9 protein-coding genes are annotated in these 16,279 nt (G+C 38.0%); 6 read left to right on the top strand and 3 right to left on the bottom strand.

Annotated elements, in window-relative coordinates:
- Positions 1–153: 153 nt before the first annotated feature.
- The 3 genes from KNP62_RS09310 to KNP62_RS09300 all read right to left on the bottom strand — a co-directional run bounded on the left by KNP62_RS09310 (position 154) and on the right by KNP62_RS09300 (position 5,498).
- On the bottom strand, positions 154–2,037 hold the full coding sequence (locus KNP62_RS09310) for a UvrD-helicase domain-containing protein (RefSeq protein WP_214785323.1): 1,884 nt from the start codon (positions 2,035–2,037) through the stop codon (positions 154–156).
- Positions 2,018–4,051 (bottom strand): ATP-dependent nuclease, encoded by a 2,034-nt coding sequence (locus KNP62_RS09305; RefSeq protein WP_214785322.1) that lies wholly within the window; start codon positions 4,049–4,051, stop codon positions 2,018–2,020. The genes KNP62_RS09310 and KNP62_RS09305 overlap by 20 nt, the downstream gene beginning before the upstream one ends.
- Positions 4,052–4,562: 511 nt before the next feature.
- Positions 4,563–5,498: an IS30 family transposase gene (locus KNP62_RS09300; protein WP_214785321.1), complete on the bottom strand. Its 936-nt coding sequence runs from the start codon at positions 5,496–5,498 to the stop codon at positions 4,563–4,565.
- Positions 5,499–5,722: 224 nt separating this feature from the next.
- Between KNP62_RS09300 and KNP62_RS09295 the strand changes: the two genes are divergently transcribed.
- The 6 genes from KNP62_RS09295 to KNP62_RS09270 all read left to right on the top strand — a co-directional run bounded on the left by KNP62_RS09295 (position 5,723) and on the right by KNP62_RS09270 (position 16,269).
- Complete coding sequence (locus tag KNP62_RS09295) at positions 5,723–7,849, top strand: type I restriction-modification system subunit M (protein ID WP_214785320.1); 2,127 nt, start codon at positions 5,723–5,725, stop codon at positions 7,847–7,849.
- A 6-nt stretch (positions 7,850–7,855) separates the two neighbouring features.
- Complete coding sequence (locus KNP62_RS09290; protein WP_214785319.1) at positions 7,856–9,220, top strand: restriction endonuclease subunit S; 1,365 nt, start codon at positions 7,856–7,858, stop codon at positions 9,218–9,220.
- A complete protein-coding gene (locus KNP62_RS09285; protein WP_214785318.1) occupies positions 9,220–12,189 on the top strand; it encodes a type I restriction endonuclease subunit R in 2,970 nt (989 codons plus the stop codon). The genes KNP62_RS09290 and KNP62_RS09285 overlap by 1 nt, the downstream gene beginning before the upstream one ends.
- A gap of 936 nt (positions 12,190–13,125) precedes the next feature.
- A complete protein-coding gene (locus KNP62_RS09280; protein ID WP_214785317.1) occupies positions 13,126–13,455 on the top strand; it encodes a nucleoside triphosphate pyrophosphohydrolase in 330 nt (109 codons plus the stop codon).
- A complete protein-coding gene (locus tag KNP62_RS09275; RefSeq protein WP_251125652.1) occupies positions 13,448–15,802 on the top strand; it encodes a DEAD/DEAH box helicase family protein in 2,355 nt (784 codons plus the stop codon). The genes KNP62_RS09280 and KNP62_RS09275 overlap by 8 nt, the downstream gene beginning before the upstream one ends.
- 2 nt (positions 15,803–15,804) lie before the next feature.
- Complete coding sequence (locus tag KNP62_RS09270) at positions 15,805–16,269, top strand: hypothetical protein (protein WP_214785316.1); 465 nt, start codon at positions 15,805–15,807, stop codon at positions 16,267–16,269.
- Positions 16,270–16,279: the final 10 nt, after the last annotated feature.

Raw genomic sequence — 16,279 nt, 5'->3', positions numbered from 1 at the left:
CATCCCATTTGAGGACATTACAGAGTTCTTTCAAAAAAACTTGATTTAATTAGTTATACAATTTTAATGGGCAAAATAAAGCATTGGTAAACTTATTTTTTAACAATGCTTTATTTATTATTAGTAACCTATCTGATTTTAAAATCAACAGATTTAAGTCCATTCGAATTGTTTAACGTCCGCATTCTCCAGCATTTGATAAATAACATTTATCTTAGATCTATCTTGTCCATAGAAACGGTTTTTACAGAAGGTAAAAATCATTCGAGTTTTTGCTCTAGACATTGCAACAAAAAAAGTAAATGTTTCGTCATCTGGGAAGTTCTCAAAATTCCAAAAAGCTCCGTCTTCTAGTCCCAATAAAATCACAGTTTCAAACTCAAGACCTTTACTTTTATGAATTGACATAATCGGAATTGAATAAATCCCCAGAAAATCGTCTACTGCTTTATTCCAAACCTTATGTTTTTCATATGAATAAAAAAGAAACTCCGCAGTTTGTTTTACTTTTCTTTCTAAATAATCTCCTTTTCTATACTCTGGATAGCTACTTTTAATTAATTCTAATCCTACCAAAGTTAAAATTTTGAATAACCATTGCTCTACTACTTTTTCGGTCACTTTTATTGTCTCATCTTTTAGAGTCCCTTTAAATTCAACTATAAAACTATTAATTTCTTTTTCTACTTGATAAGATTCTGTTTCATTATCGCCACGTAAACTTAATACATTCGATATTAAACTAGACCAAGCATTAGGATCACGATCTGTTGTGGCTAAAAAAAATACATCGATTATATTTTTCATAAAATTTTCCGATAGTAAGTCTTGCCATTGATCCTCTATCCTTGAGTGTATTCCTAAATTACTTAATTCATCTATAAGCATGTCACAATACATATCTGCCCGTTGTCTAACTAAAATACCTATATCTCTCCGTTCAAGTTTTTCTTGATCAATCCACGTTTTAATTTCTATTGCCAATTTTTTTGCTTCTTCAGAAGCATAGGCAAAGTTCCATATTTCGCATATTCCCTCTTTCTCATTCTTCCATTTGTCAGATGGTGATATTACTGTTGAACCACCCATCATGTCATTTATTATTGATGTTTGAATTCGGACTAAATTAGGAGCAGACCTATGATTTAAAACCATCTCAAATTCTTTAGCCTTAAAGTCTTCCTTAAATTGATTAAATACGCCCTCCATCGCACCTGCCCAACCCATAATCTTTTGTTTAAGGTCACCCACAGCGGTCACTGAAACAGTTGAATCCATAAAAATTGTTCTAATTAAGTCGTACTGAATTAATGTTGTGTCCTGAAATTCATCTAAAAATACATGACTATATGTAGCTCTGATTGCTCTTAAAATCTTGGGGTTTGACCTAAATAAGTATTCAACAATTCTTGAAATCATGGGGAAGGTTAACATTGAATTTTCTTTATCATTAATATAGTTTTTCCAAAGTTGAAACTTATACCATGATTCTATTGAATTTATTTTGTCCGTTTGTAATGGTAGTCTATCATTGGCGTAAGTCTTAGCAAAAAGTTCATAATCAAAGTAGTAATTCCACCCATTGCCCTCACTAGGTTCTTCTGCTTCTTCTCTAAGTTTGGTTACATCTCTTCTATTAAAATTAACTATTTCATACTCCGGAGTTGGTCTATAAAATTCAGGTATAGCTAAACGAAATCTATCCATCAGTTGTTTTGCAAATGAGTCATATGTTAAGGACACAAATCTATTTGCAAATTCTTTTCCTGATCGTTTTTCAACTCGTTCTTTTAAATTCTTAGCTGCATCTTTCTTAAAACTTATAGCAAGTATTCTGGCAGGATAAGTGCTCGTGTTTGTTTCTAACAAATAACAAGCTTTCTGTGCCAACAATTCGGTTTTTCCTGCTCCGGGACCAGCTAACACATAAGCATTTTTCTCGTACTTTACTACATCTTGCGCAGCGCTTTCTAAAACTACATCGTCTTTTGGAATCCAAGATTCTTTTTTTACATAGTTATTCAGAAAAATCACCATCAATAATTGATTTAATTCCCTTCATTAACTTTTGTAGTGGAATTGGCAATTGCTCACTTAATAGGTTGGAATCTATATTTTCTAATGCCATAATATGAGTACTTGGTTTACCTCTACCTAAGAAAAAGTAATCATACCAAATCATTAATTCTTTCTGTTCTTCTGAATAAGTGAATCCAGAACCTCCCTCGGTTTTTAAGGTTGCTCTGACTCCCTTTTCCAAGCGATCAGAATATTCAATAGAACCTTTCGCTTTATCTACACCCTTTGGGCCTCCATGTATAGGAACTAGCTTTTTATATGCCTCTAAAAAACTTTCAATCATTAGGAAATCAATATCTAGTGGAGCTGAAAAGTAAACCCCATAACTCTCTAAAAATTCAACCCAAGAATATAGATTTTCCCTCTCATCTACCTTCTCTATAGACCATGTATGCATCTGAGAAAATTGATCATCACTTAATACTCCGTTTTGTACAGATAGTAACTCACGCTTATCAAAACCTATTTCGATCAATTGCTGTAATGCATATTTAATTCGACCCCATCCACCTCCATTTCGTTCTAAATCTAAATCCAATAAAGTTAAATAAGGGATATTCAACTGATGTAGTAATTTCCAAAAATGATTTACGTGTCTTCCGCCCAATGGAACGATAGAAATATTGCTTTGATCTAAATCAGTATCTAAAAGGTTAATTATCTTTGGAAGTATAATCTCTTCACTTTCACCTTCTCCTAAAACAACTAATTGTGAAAAATACAGTTCTGGATATGCCATAATTGCAGCTTTTATATATTTATATTCATCTTCTTTATCTTTCTCAGGAAGTATTATTGAATTTACGATAGTTCTTATTGCTTTTTGATCGATTCTAAAATGGAGAATTGACTTTGGGTCAACTCTTTTAATCATCGAAGGTGAGTGGGTAGCAACTAAAACTTGTGCATTATCATTTTCAGAAACGTCAGTTAAGGTTTTCATTATTCGACCAAGCAAGTGCGGAGAAATATGATTTTCTGGCTCTTCTACGGCTAGTAACGTCAACACTGGTGGTTGAAGTTTATACACTTTTTTATCTTCCTCAGTTTCATCTTGTAATGCCTCATTCTCAATTTCTAAAAAAGAATTTACTATAGTTAAGTAAAAAATTGAGCGTAGCCCATCACCTAATTGATCCACCTTATATTTGCTTCCTGTTTCAGTTGGTTCAAAATAAACCTCTACCTTTTTTAGAATTGAGTCTAAATCTGCATGGTTGAAAGCCACCATAGTTGAACGATAGCGAAAATCATTATGGTATTTTCTCCATTGACTATTAAGTATTTCTCTTAACCGTTTAACACCATTTACTTCATCAAAAATCCCATCAACTTGCTTCATTTTTTCTTGTATGTCACTATTAATTTCTTTAGGCCAGTTAATTCCTTTTAAAATCCTCCCTAAGATAGATCCTGATGCATTTTTTAATTGTACGGCCGGGTCTCTTGTTGCAGGTATATATATCATTTGAATTTGGGATCGCTCACTAGCTTTAACTGGCTGTAAATCTTCATCCTCTGCTTTCGTTCCTAATGGAGATAGGACATAATATAATGCTTGCTCAATATTTCCTTCTAAAGTATTACCTTCTGATAACTCAGCTTTTAGCCTTATACGTACATAAGGACTTCCATCAACTTCACCTGCAACCATATGATTAAAATGCGGAGGAATAGCAGTGCTTACCTGCTCAGCATCATTTCCTAGTTCGTTAAAATCTATTACAGCCTCTATAGAAAGTGAAGCCTCATCATAATCTAAAGGATTTTCATTAGCAGGTATATGGAAATCTGACCTTTCTATTAATCGATCTCTTTGATAAGGGCTAAAAATTTTTAATAGAGCTTGGATGGCAGAAGTTTTGCCACTACTATTTGCTCCAACTAGAACTGACAATTTTTCTAATTCTATCTCAGTATTACTTGGTCCAAAGGAACGAAAGTTATTAACAATTAATTTAGTTATTTTCAAAAAAATCAACTCCCTTTTATCAGATTTTAATTATAATCAATTATAAAACACCTTCACTAACTTCAAACCGCCTTTATGTAACCCAATAAAGTCTCAATACCTAATTCTATTTGGCATACGTGTATTCTCGCTCTAAATCCATACGAATTCTATATTTCACCATAACGGTTATTGATAAGTTCTATTTTTGAGGATCCGTCAAACCAACCCATTAGAGATACACAGCGTGTTACAATTTTTCACTATGTCTTATCTAATACAGAAATACTCAAAGGAAAAGGTTTGCACTAATGGTAACTTTCTCTCTATTTTTTATATAAAAACATTGTCTGGATACTTCTCTTAGAAGTTCTCCTAAATTGAAGTAAACTTCACCTTCAAAAGCATTGTTTTGCAGAGATCTCATAATGGCAGCAACTTTAAGTATAGTGTTGATAATGATAGACCAGTTCTGTATTTCCCACATTTTTTTGTCCAACTAAGCCAACTGTTTATTTTCATTGACGGTTTGTCAAATTAAGCGCAACACTTCCTCGGTGAAGACCTCGTGTGCGGTTTTCCAGTTCAGGCATTTTCTCGGTCGCCCGTTAATCTTGGCGAGCGCGTCCGCGAGTTCGTCGTGCGCCACCTGCGCGAAGTCCGTTCCTTTCGGGAAGAACTCGCGGAGGAGCCCGTTGGCGTTCTCGTTGCTCCCCCGTTGCCACGATGAGTATGGGTCGGCGAAATACATCGGCACGCCGAGCGACGCCTGGATGCGCTCGTGACCACTGAACTTCTTGCCCCGGTCCGTCGTCGCCGTCTCGAACGTGCCATCCGGGAAGGCGCCGTGCACCGCATGAATCGCCCCCTCCATCGAGGCCGCGGTGCGGTCCGCGATCGGCAGGGCGAGATAGAACCGGCTCTTCCGCTCGATGAACGTCGCGACGCACGCCTTCGACTTCCCTCGTCCGGAGACGACGGTGTCGAGCTCCCAGTGCCCGAACGTCCGGCGCCCCTTGACCTCTGGCGGTCGTTGCGAGATGGGGAGTCCGACGTTGATGCGTCCGCGCGTCTCGGTCGGTTTTTGACGTTTCCCTTTCTGGCGGAGCACGGTCAGGGGCACGTCGATTCGTCCCGCATAGATCCAACGGTAGATGGTGGAGAAGGCGAGCTTTCCGTTGAAGAGCCGTCCCACGATCTGTTCCGGGGACCAGGTCGCACGCAGCTTCTCGACGATCGTCCGGCGCATCGTGTCGTCGAGTTTCGTCTTGGCGCCACAGTTGGTCTTCGCCATCTCGTAGCGTTTCTGGGCACGTTCAGCCACATAGTCGGGGTTCCGTCTGATCTCCCGCGAGACGGTCGAGGGCTGTCGCCCGAGCCGTCTCGCGATGGACCGGATGGACATCCCAAGCTCCAGATACGTCTCTATTTTCACGCGTTCCGTTGTGGTAAGATTGGTGTAGCTCATGCGATTTCCTCCGTCTGAATGTGTGTTGTGGTGACTTCATTTTACACGAGGAAAGCGTCATGGGCTTTTTTGTGTTCACTTTTGGGTGTTGCACTTAATTTTATAATTCATCATTTGTTAAAAAATGGACGGATACTTTTCTTTTTTTCACTACGAATCTCAAAAATATAAACAATTTATATGATAGAATTGTGCTAAGTATCATTTATTTGGAGGAAGTTAAAATGAACAATCAGACTTATAATCAAATTGTTAGTTTTATATGGGGCATTGCTGATGATTGCCTTAGAGATGTATATGTGCGTGGGAAATATCGAGATGTTATCTTGCCAATGACCGTTATTCGTCGTTTGGATGCTGTTTTAGAACCAACAAAAGATGCGGTTTTACAGATGAAAAAAAATCTAGATGAAGCTGGTGTTATTAATCAAACAGATGCTCTATGTAGTGTAGCAGGGCAATCGTTCTGTAACACGTCACCTTTCACTCTTAAAGACTTGAAGTCACGTGCTAAGCAGCAACAATTGAAGGCTGACTTTATTGCTTATCTAGATGGCTTTTCACCGAACGTACAAGAAATTCTTGAAAAGTTTAAGTTTCGTAATCAGATAGATACGATGATTGAAGCGGATATCTTAGGTGCTGTAATTGAGAAATTTGTAAGCCCTACTATTAACTTAAGTCCAAAACCAATATTAGATGATAATGACGATGTTAAGATACCGGGACTTGATAACCATACGATGGGTGTCATCTTTGAAGAGCTTATTCGCCGTTTTAATGAAGAGAACAACGAGGAGGCCGGAGAACACTTTACCCCTCGTGATGTTGTAGAACTTATGGCAGACATTACTTTCTTGCCTATTGCCGATAAAATCAAAAATGCTCCTTATCTTGTTTACGATGGAGCATGTGGAACTGGTGGAATGTTGACCATTGCTGACGAGCGTCTGCATCAATTGGCAAAAGAATACGGCAAGGAAATCAACACATATTTATATGGACAAGAAATCAATCCAGAAACGTATGCGATAACAAAAGCAGACTTATTAATTAAAGGTGAATCGTTACAAGATGATAATGTAGCGTTCGGTTCGACATTATCAAATGATGGGTATCCAACGCTTAACTTTGATTTCATGTTATCGAATCCACCATACGGAAAGAGCTGGAAAACGGATTTGGAGCGACTAGGTGGGAAGGCTGATATTTCGGACCCACGTTTTATTGTAACCCATAACGGAGAGTCCGAATTTAAAATGATTCCTCGTTCTAGTGACGGGCAAATGCTATTTCTTGCAAATAAACTAAGTAAAATGAAACATGATACAGAACTTGGGAGTCGTATTGTCGAAGTACATAATGGCTCTTCCCTTTTTACTGGTGAAGCTGGACAAGGAGAAAGCAATCTTAGAAGATATATTATTGAAAATGATTGGTTGGAAGCCATAATAGCATTGCCTGAGAATATGTTTTATAACACTGAAATTGCCACTTTTATTTGGGTGGTTACTAATAGAAAAGCGCCTCACCGTCGAGGAAAGGTACAGCTAATTGATGCCACTGGCTTAAAAAGCCCTCTTCGTAAAAACCTTGGAAAAAAAAGTTGCGAGTTGACTTCTGAATTAAGAGGACAAATATCAGAGATGTTAATTAACTTTGAGGCTACAGAACACTCGCAGATTTTTGCTAACCAAGAATTTGGCTACCACAAGATAACGGTTGAACGACCTTTACGCTTAAGTGTAGACCTAGCAAAAGAGAACTTAATGATGTTTATAAAATTATGTGAGCAACATAAGGACAAAATGCTTGCTAAAATTATTGAAAAAACAGCAGAAAAATACAATTACTCTATTGTAAAAGACTATAACAAATTTGTTATTGAATTAAGTGAGATTGCAAAAGACTTGAATGAGAAGCTACCAGCAAAAAGGCTTAATATGATTAAAAATCATCTTGCAAAAGTCGACGAGAGTGCTGAAAAAGTCATTAAAAAGATTCATAAACTTGAAAAAATTGAATCAAACCCTTTAGTTGGCCTTTTCAATGTAATTATTAATGGGGATAATTGCATTGTAGAGTATGAAGCGGATAGTAATTTAAGAGATACAGAGCAAATTCCTTTACTACACGTTGGTGGAATTGAGCAATTTTTTAAGGATGAAATACTACCTTTTACATCTGATGCGTGGATTGATGAAAGTAAAACACAAATTGGTTACGAAATAAGTTTTACAAAATATTTTTACAAGCCTGTACAATTGCGGACTCTTGAAGAAATTTCTGCTGATATTAAAGCACTAGAGGCTCAAACAGATGGATTGCTTCAGGATATCATAAGGGGGTAAAGGAAGTTGGAAACTAATTTGAAACCTTATGAAGAATATAAAAAAGCTAAACAATCATGGTTAGAGAAAATCCCAACACATTGGTCAGAAGCAAAATCAAAACGATTGTTTATTGAAACATCTATTAAAAATCATCAATACGAACAATTATTATCAGCAACACAAAGTCAAGGAGTTATTCCTCGTTCTTTATTAAAAACAAGAGTTGTAATGCCGACGGGAAATTTAGATACATTTAAACTTGTTAAAGAAGGAAATTTTGTTATTAGTTTGCGTTCTTTTCAAGGCGGATTAGAATACTCAAAATATAGAGGAATAGTTAGTCCAGCTTATAATATTTTAGAAGAACGAACAAACCAAAATCAACAATATTACAAGTATCTATTTAAAAGTCATGTTTTTATAGGAGAGCTTCAAAGAAATGTAACTGGTATTAGGCAAGGTAAAAACATAGATGTTAATGATTTTAAAGAAATTGTTCTGCCTATACCACCGTTAGAAGAGCAAGACAAAATAGTAACTTACCTTGATTATCAGCTTGTTAAAATAAATAAATTTATAAAAGACAAGAAAAAACTCATTTCTGTATTAAAAGAGCAGAAACAAGCTGTAATTAATGAGGCAGTAACAAAAGGTATTAACCAAAATGTCAAGCTAAAATCAAGTGGAATTGAGTGGGTACAAGATATTCCTGAACACTGGGAAATAACACGGAATAAAAACCTTTTAAGTCTTAGAAAAGAGACGGTAGGAGAAAACCATGTTAATTATAAGCTTTTATCATTAACCACAAATGGTATTATTCCTCGAGATTTGGATAACGGAAAGGGAAAATTCCCATCAGATTTTTCCACATATCAAAAAGTATATGTTAACGACCTTGTGTTTTGTCTTTTTGATATTGATGAAACTCCCCGTACAATTGGGCTATCAAATTTAACTGGAATGATTACAGGTGCATATACAGTTTTTAAAGCAAGACAATCAAAAGATTATTTATATTACTATTATCTCTCTTTAGACCAAAAAAAAGCATTAAAACCTTTATATACTGGTTTAAGAAAAGTTATTTCAACTGACAGATTTCTCCGTGTGAAAGTGCCATTACCACCACTTGAAGAACAGATTGAAATTGTGTCTTTTATTAAAGAAAGTATTTCAAAGATTGACAGTACTATATCTAATACTCAACGGGAAATTGATTTAATTATTGAGTACAAGAACCGACTTATTTCAGATGTTGTTACAGGAAAAGTAGATGTACGTCATATTATGTTTGATAATAATGTAAATGAGGTCGATTTTGAAGAAGTTAACGAAGAAGTGATTGAAATGGAGGAAGTCTTAGAGGGCGAGGAGTGTGAGGTTTAATGGCAACCAACACCAGAGAATCAGGACTAGAGACATTGATTGTTAACCATATTGTGAATCAAAATGGATATGAGCAAGGGCAAAACAGTGACTACAATAAAGACTATGCAATAGATGAGACACGTTTTTTTCGGTTTTTAGAGGATACTCAAAAAGAAAAGTTAGAGATGTTAGGAGTTTATAAAAGCGATAGCAACAAAGCAAAGTTGTTGAATCGCTTGCAAGGAGAAATTACGAAAAATGGTGTAATTGAAGTTTTAAGAAACGGACTGAAAATCTATCCAGTTACACTCGATTTATTTTACCTGACCCCTTCTGAAGCAAATGAAACAGCCAAAGCACTGTATGCAAAAAATGTATTTAGTGTAACGAGACAGTTGATGTATTCGAGAGACAACATGAAACTCGCTCTTGATTTCGTAATCTTTCTTAACGGTCTTCCTATCATTACATGTGAACTTAAGAATCAACTGACGAAGCAGAATGTTGAGGATGCGGTTTATCAGTATAAGATAGACCGGGACCCTCGTGAATTACTCTTTCAATTTGGACGATGTATGGTTCATTTTGCAGTTGATGACAATGAAGTCCGCATGTGTACGAAACTTGACGGTAAGAAATCTTGGTTCCTCCCTTTTAACAAAGGATATAAAAATGGAGCTGGGAATCCTCCTAATCCTGATGGAATCAAGACGGACTATCTTTGGAAACAAATTTTTGTGAAGAGTGAACTTGCAAATATCATTGAGAACTATGCACAAATTGTTGAGGAGAAAGACCAAGAAACTAAAAAGGTAAAGCGTACCCAAATCTTCCCTCGATATCACCAATTAGCAGGTGTAAAGTCTATCCTGGCTGATGTCAGTGAGAAGGGTGTTGGTCAAAAATATCTTATCCAACATAGTGCAGGAAGTGGAAAATCGAACTCGATTGCTTGGCTTGCTCATCAACTGGTTTCATTGTCAAAAGACGGTAAGAATTTCTTTGATTCAGTTATCGTTGTCACTGACCGAATTAATCTCGATAAGCAGATTAAGAATACCATCAAAGGATTTATGCAGGTATCGAATACCGTGGGGCATGCAGAGAGTTCGGGAGACTTAAGGGAACTACTTCAAGACGGTAAAAAAATCATCATCACTATCGTGCATAAATTCCCGTACATTCTTGATGACATCGGAAACGAACACCGAAAAAACAAGTTTGCTATCATCATTGATGAAGCTCATTCTAGTCAGAGTGGAAACATGTCGGCCAAAATGAATATGGCACTTTCTGACCAATACGAAGATGCGGAAAATGAAACGACAGAAGATAAGATTTTAAAGATACTAGAGGGGAGAAAAATGCTTAACAATGCGAGTTACTTTGCATTCACAGCAACCCCAAAGAATAAAACGCTTGAAATGTTTGGTGTTCCTTATCCAAAGGACGGAAAGATTAAACATCGACCGTTTCATGTCTATACGATGAAACAAGCCATTCAGGAAGGCTTCATTTTGGACGTATTAAAAGATTATACGCCAATTAAGAGTTACTATAAGATTGCCAAGATAGTAGAAGATGACCCGAAATTTGACAAAAAGAAGGCACAAAAAAAGCTGAGAAAGTACGTTGAGTCCAATGAAAAAGCAATCGAACTAAAGTCTGAAATTATGGTAGACCATTTTCATGACCAAGTGATTGCAAAAGGAAAAATTGGTGGTCATGCTCGTGCTATGGTTGTAACTAGCAGCATTGAACGAGCAATCCAGTACTATTATTCAATATCTGCATATCTAGAAAAACGTAAAAGTCAGTTTAAACCGATTGTTGCCTTTTCAGGTGAGCACGAGTACGGTGGGAAAAAGGTAACAGAGAGCTCAGTTAATGGGTTCCCGAGTAATGAGATTGAGAAAAAACTCAAAAAGGACCCATACCGTCTCCTTGTTGTGGCAAATAAATTCCAAACAGGTTACGATGAGCCGCTTCTTCATACGATGTATGTTGATAAGGTGTTGACAGACATTAAAGCAGTTCAAACTCTTTCTCGTTTGAATCGAGCTCATCCACAGAAACATGATACGTTCGTACTTGACTTTGCAAATGAAACAATTACGATTCAAGATGCTTTTTCCAAGTATTATAAAACAACGGTGCTTTCAGAAGAGACTGACCCGGATAAGTTGAATGACTTAGAAAGTGACATCAGACGATATCATGTTTTCACAGATACACATATTGAAAACCTAGTTGAGCTGTACCTTAATGGAGCGGAACGAGATAAGTTAGACCCAATTCTTGATGTCTGTGCAAAGCATTATGAAGATGATTTGGATGAAGATGGTCAAATTGACTTCAAGAGTAAGGCGAAGGCATTTGTACGCACGTACGGATTTTTGGCATCCATTTTACCTTATGGGAACCCCGAGTGGGAAAGACTTTCAATCTTCCTAAACTTCTTGATACCAAAGCTACCTGCACCAAAAGAAGAAGACCTATCAATTGGTATCCTCGAAGCCATTGACTTAGATAGTTACAGGGCCGAAGCACAAGCTAAAATGTCAATTGTACTAGAGGATAAGGAAGAGTATGAAATTGCACCAGTACCTACATCGGCAATGGGTGGGAAATCAGAAGTAGAGTTGGATTTACTGAGCAATATTCTCGAAACCTTCCATGACCTCTTTGGAAATATACCTTGGAGGGACGAAGACCAGGTTAAGAAACATATTGCTGCTATCCCGGAAATTGTCGCAAAAGATAAAGATTATCAGAATGCGATGAAAAACTCTGATAAGCAAAATGCAAAAATTGAGAGCCAAAAAGCCTTAAATCGAGCTGTCATTAACCTTATGTCTGACAACATGGAAGTGTTTAAGCAGTACAATGATAACGACTCTTTTAAGAAATGGTTATCAGATATGGTGTTTACACTAACATACAATACAGATGGCGATGTGTACTCCGGCAGTCCGAAAATTAGCTGATAAACGTAATGAAAGTTAATATAAATGAAGGTTTATCGAATTAAGCGCACCACTTTCTCGTAGAAGACCTCGTATGCGGTTTCACAGTCGCTTGTTAATCTTGGCGAGCGCGTCCGTGATTTCATCATGTATTATGCGAAGTCCTTTCCTTTTGGAAAGAACTTGTGGAGGAATCTAATGGCGTTCTCGTTTCTTCTTCGTTGCCAGATGAGTACGGATTGGCGAAATACATCGGTACTCTGAGCGTCGCTAGGACGCGCTTGTGACCATTGAACTCTTTGAGCCGGTCAGTCGTCGCCTTCGTTTGGTCCGGCAGGGTAAGATAGAAATGGTTCTTTCCCTCGGTGAACGTCGCTAAGTATGTCTTTCATTGCCCCTGTCCGAAGAAGGCAATCGTTGATTCCCATCGCGTCTTGACGGCCTCTGGGCGTTTCACCTTCTAGCGCAGCGCAGTCGAGGACACTTCAATTTGTCCTTTAATAAATCCAACAATAGATGTTGGAGATGGCGATTTTGCTTGTGTAGAGGTGACCGCGAGTCTGTTCCAGCAATCAAGTAGCCTGCAGCTTTTTGATGATTATCCGGCGAGGTGTATCGTCGAGCTTCGTCTTGGTGCTGTAGTTGGACTTCGCCCTCTTGTAGCGTCTCTTCGTAAGTCTCGATTCGTCTCGCTGTGGGCCCTAGCTCTAGCTAAATATCTATTTTAACACGTTTCATTGTGGTGAGATGGGTATAGCTCATGATATTTCCTCTGTCTAAATGTATGATGTAGTGACTGCATTCTATTCGAGGAGAGCGTCATGGGCTTTTTTCACTTTGAAGAAAATGGAACTTGTTTTGAAAAGAGACTATGGTGATGAACCGTAATCTGAGTTTGTTGACCACCACTCCTAGTGAAGTTAGCTTTCTGATAAATAGAGTGAAAGGAGAAATACAATGCCTAAATACAACAAACTCATCCGTGACCGTATCCCTGAAATCATTCACGAATCAGGAAAAATCCCGATTGTGAAGCAACTTACTCAAGCCGAACACTTTGAGCAAGCACGATTAAAACTATACGAAGAAATCAAAGAGTATGAAGAAACGAACATTGATGAAGAGTCTCTTGAAGAGTTAGCTGACATTTTGGAGTTGGTCTATACACTCGGAAATATGCATGGGGCAGACTTTGATGAATTGAATCAGATTCGTGAAGAGAAACGTAAAAAACGAGGCGGATTTGAAAAAGGACTATTTTTAGAAGAGGTTCTGGATCATGAGTGATTTACGACTCCATACAAGCAACCTCGGCACCCCTTTAAAAGAACACATAGACGCGGCGACTGAAATTTATATGGTCGTCGCGTTTGCTCAAGTGTCGGGAGTGAAAGAATTATCCGCTTCGTTAAGAAAAGCGGATGAACGCGGTGCGCAAGTCAGAATCTTAGTGGGAGACTATCTGTATCTCACCAACCCTGATGCGCTGGATATGCTTCTGAAAATCCCGAACATCGAGCTCAGGCTCTATCGCTCAAAGGGAAGGTCGTTCCATCCAAAAGCATATTTATTCCGCACATACAATAGCGGTACATTTTTTGTCGGGTCGTCGAACTTATCACATAGCGCGCTCAGTCATGGAGTGGAATGGAATGTTGAAATTCCTTCGAGTGTATCAGAAGAAGTGTTTGAAGAGTCAGTCGCTGCGTTCCATGAATTATTTTATAGTGAATATGCGCAAATGATGAATCTAGTCTCCTTACAGCCTTATCGTGAAGAGTATGAAGCGCGGAAGGATAGAATGAAAGAACTGGAGGTCGCTGAACATTCTCCTGTTTACATAGAAGATGATTCGATTACACCGACATCTGTTCAAGACGCAGCATTGTTGGCACTTCGGGAAACGATGGCGGAAGGTCGGAAAAAGGCGATGCTTGTTTTGGCGACCGGATTAGGAAAGACATATTTGAGTGCATTTTTTGCTCGTCAATTCAAACGTGTCCTTTTCGTCGCGCATCAAAAAGAACTTTTGTTACAGGCAGAAAAGTCATTCCTCAATGTTGCGACCGACTGGAAGACCGGACTATTACTCGGAGGTGAATCACGAGATCAGGAAACTGCTGATGTCGTGTTCGCCTCGATTCAAACTTTAGCTTCGAAACAAAGAATGGAACAATATAATCCAGAGCAATTCGATTTGATTATCGTAGATGAGTTTCATCATTCAGCAGCCCCGTCCTATCGTCGTGTATTAGATTATTTTAAGCCGAAATTTTTGTTAGGTTTGACTGCGACGCCTGACCGCTTAGACGGGGGAGACGTATATGCGCTTTGTGATGATAACGTCGCCTTCCAGATGCACTTTACGGAAGCGATTGAAAAATCGTTTTTAACCCCGTTTCATTATGTAGGAATATACGATGAAATCGACTATTCTCAAATCCGACTAATCAATGGACGTCGTTATGATCAAGAGGAATTATTAGCAGAGCAGTTAAAAGAAAGTGTTGCCGAGAAGATTTATAAGGCGTGGGCAGAACATCATCAATCGAGAGCACTCGGCTTTTGTTCTTCCGTTATACAAGCTGAATATTTGGCTGATTATTTCAGGAGGCAAGGAGTACAAGCGGTAGCACTTCATAGTCAGGCCGAGTATGATCGAACGGAAGTAATTGCCCAATTAAAGCAAGGACAATTGGACATCATTTTTGCAGTGAATCTATTTAATGAAGGTGTCGATATTCCTGAAATCGATACGCTATTGTTCTGTCGTCCGACTGAATCATTGACAGTATTCACCCAACAAATTGGACGAGGGCTACGTCTATCAAAAGGAAAGACGCACTGTACGATTATCGATTTAATTGGGAACTATAAAAATATTGATAAGAAACTGGCTTTGTTGACGACTAGCCGACAGGATACAGTGAGTTCCTTACCAACTACGATTGATCTACCTTCGTCATGTACAATTGAGTTTGATTTACAGACTGTTGATTTACTGAAGAAAATGGTGACACGTTCCTCAACGCGTCAGCAATTACTTGAACAAAATTATTTCATGGTGAAAGAAGAAATGGGTAGACGCCCGAGCTACATGGAATTAATCCAACGAGGAGAGTACTCTATTGATGCGTATCGTTCCGAATGGAGAAAGCTTGGTGGGTTCTTCGGATTCTTGCATAAACTCGGAGAACTAAGTGAGGAAGAAACGATAATATACAATGATGTGAAGTCGCTTCTAGTCGAGGTGGAATACACGAGCATGACCAAAAGCTATAAAATGATTGTACTTTCTATTATGCTGAAACGAGGAGAAGAGAATTGGTACAATCCACTCAAAGCCTCTGAAGCCGCTCTTCCTTTTTATGACTACATTAAAAATAAACCATATCGTCAGCAGATTGATGGAAAGACGAAAGACTTTCAGCAACCTTTCCATCAACAAAGAATTGAAAAATTATTGTTACGAATGCCATTCGATAAAATTGCCAAAGGACCGTTTTATGTAGAAGATGGAACCTTGCATATCGAATTCAATGAGAGACTCCGTAATCCGGTGGTTTATAAATGGGTGAAACAAATTGTAGATGTTCGGTTACATTACTACTTTAGTCGGAAAGCGAAAGGGTGAGCATGCTGAACGAGGAAACAACTATCAACTCATCAGAGATTGCTATACAGTCTTTTTGTAACTTTATTGATGGTTTTGCGCGTCAAGGTACATATAAAATGAATGTTATCCAAGTCATGCTCAACAGAGGATATGAAGATTGGTTTCACCCATTATCAGCTGATGTGATTGCAAAAGAGTACTATGATTTGGTAAGGAAGCAAAGTGAAGAACATTCTTTAAATGGCATCTCTAAAATATTTCAAGAATCATTCTCACAGAAGGAAATCGAACGTCATCTAAATTCGCTACCATTTAAAGCCTTGACGACAGAATCACTAAGAACAGGTAAATCACCATTTGAGAATGCGAATGGGAAACTCATTGTCAGAGAAGAGTACTGCATTCCGACTAAACAAGCGCATGCTGCTATTCAATTAGCGGTTGAAAACAAATTAGAAGACTACATTGAAATGAAACAGAAGTAGAAAGGTGGGG

It is taken from the genome of Exiguobacterium sp. s183 (genome assembly GCF_018617655.1).
Lineage (GTDB): Bacteria > Bacillota > Bacilli > Exiguobacteriales > Exiguobacteriaceae > Exiguobacterium > Exiguobacterium aestuarii_A.
Note: the sequence above shows the minus strand (reverse complement) of the source record. Positions and strands in the feature narration are given on the sequence as shown.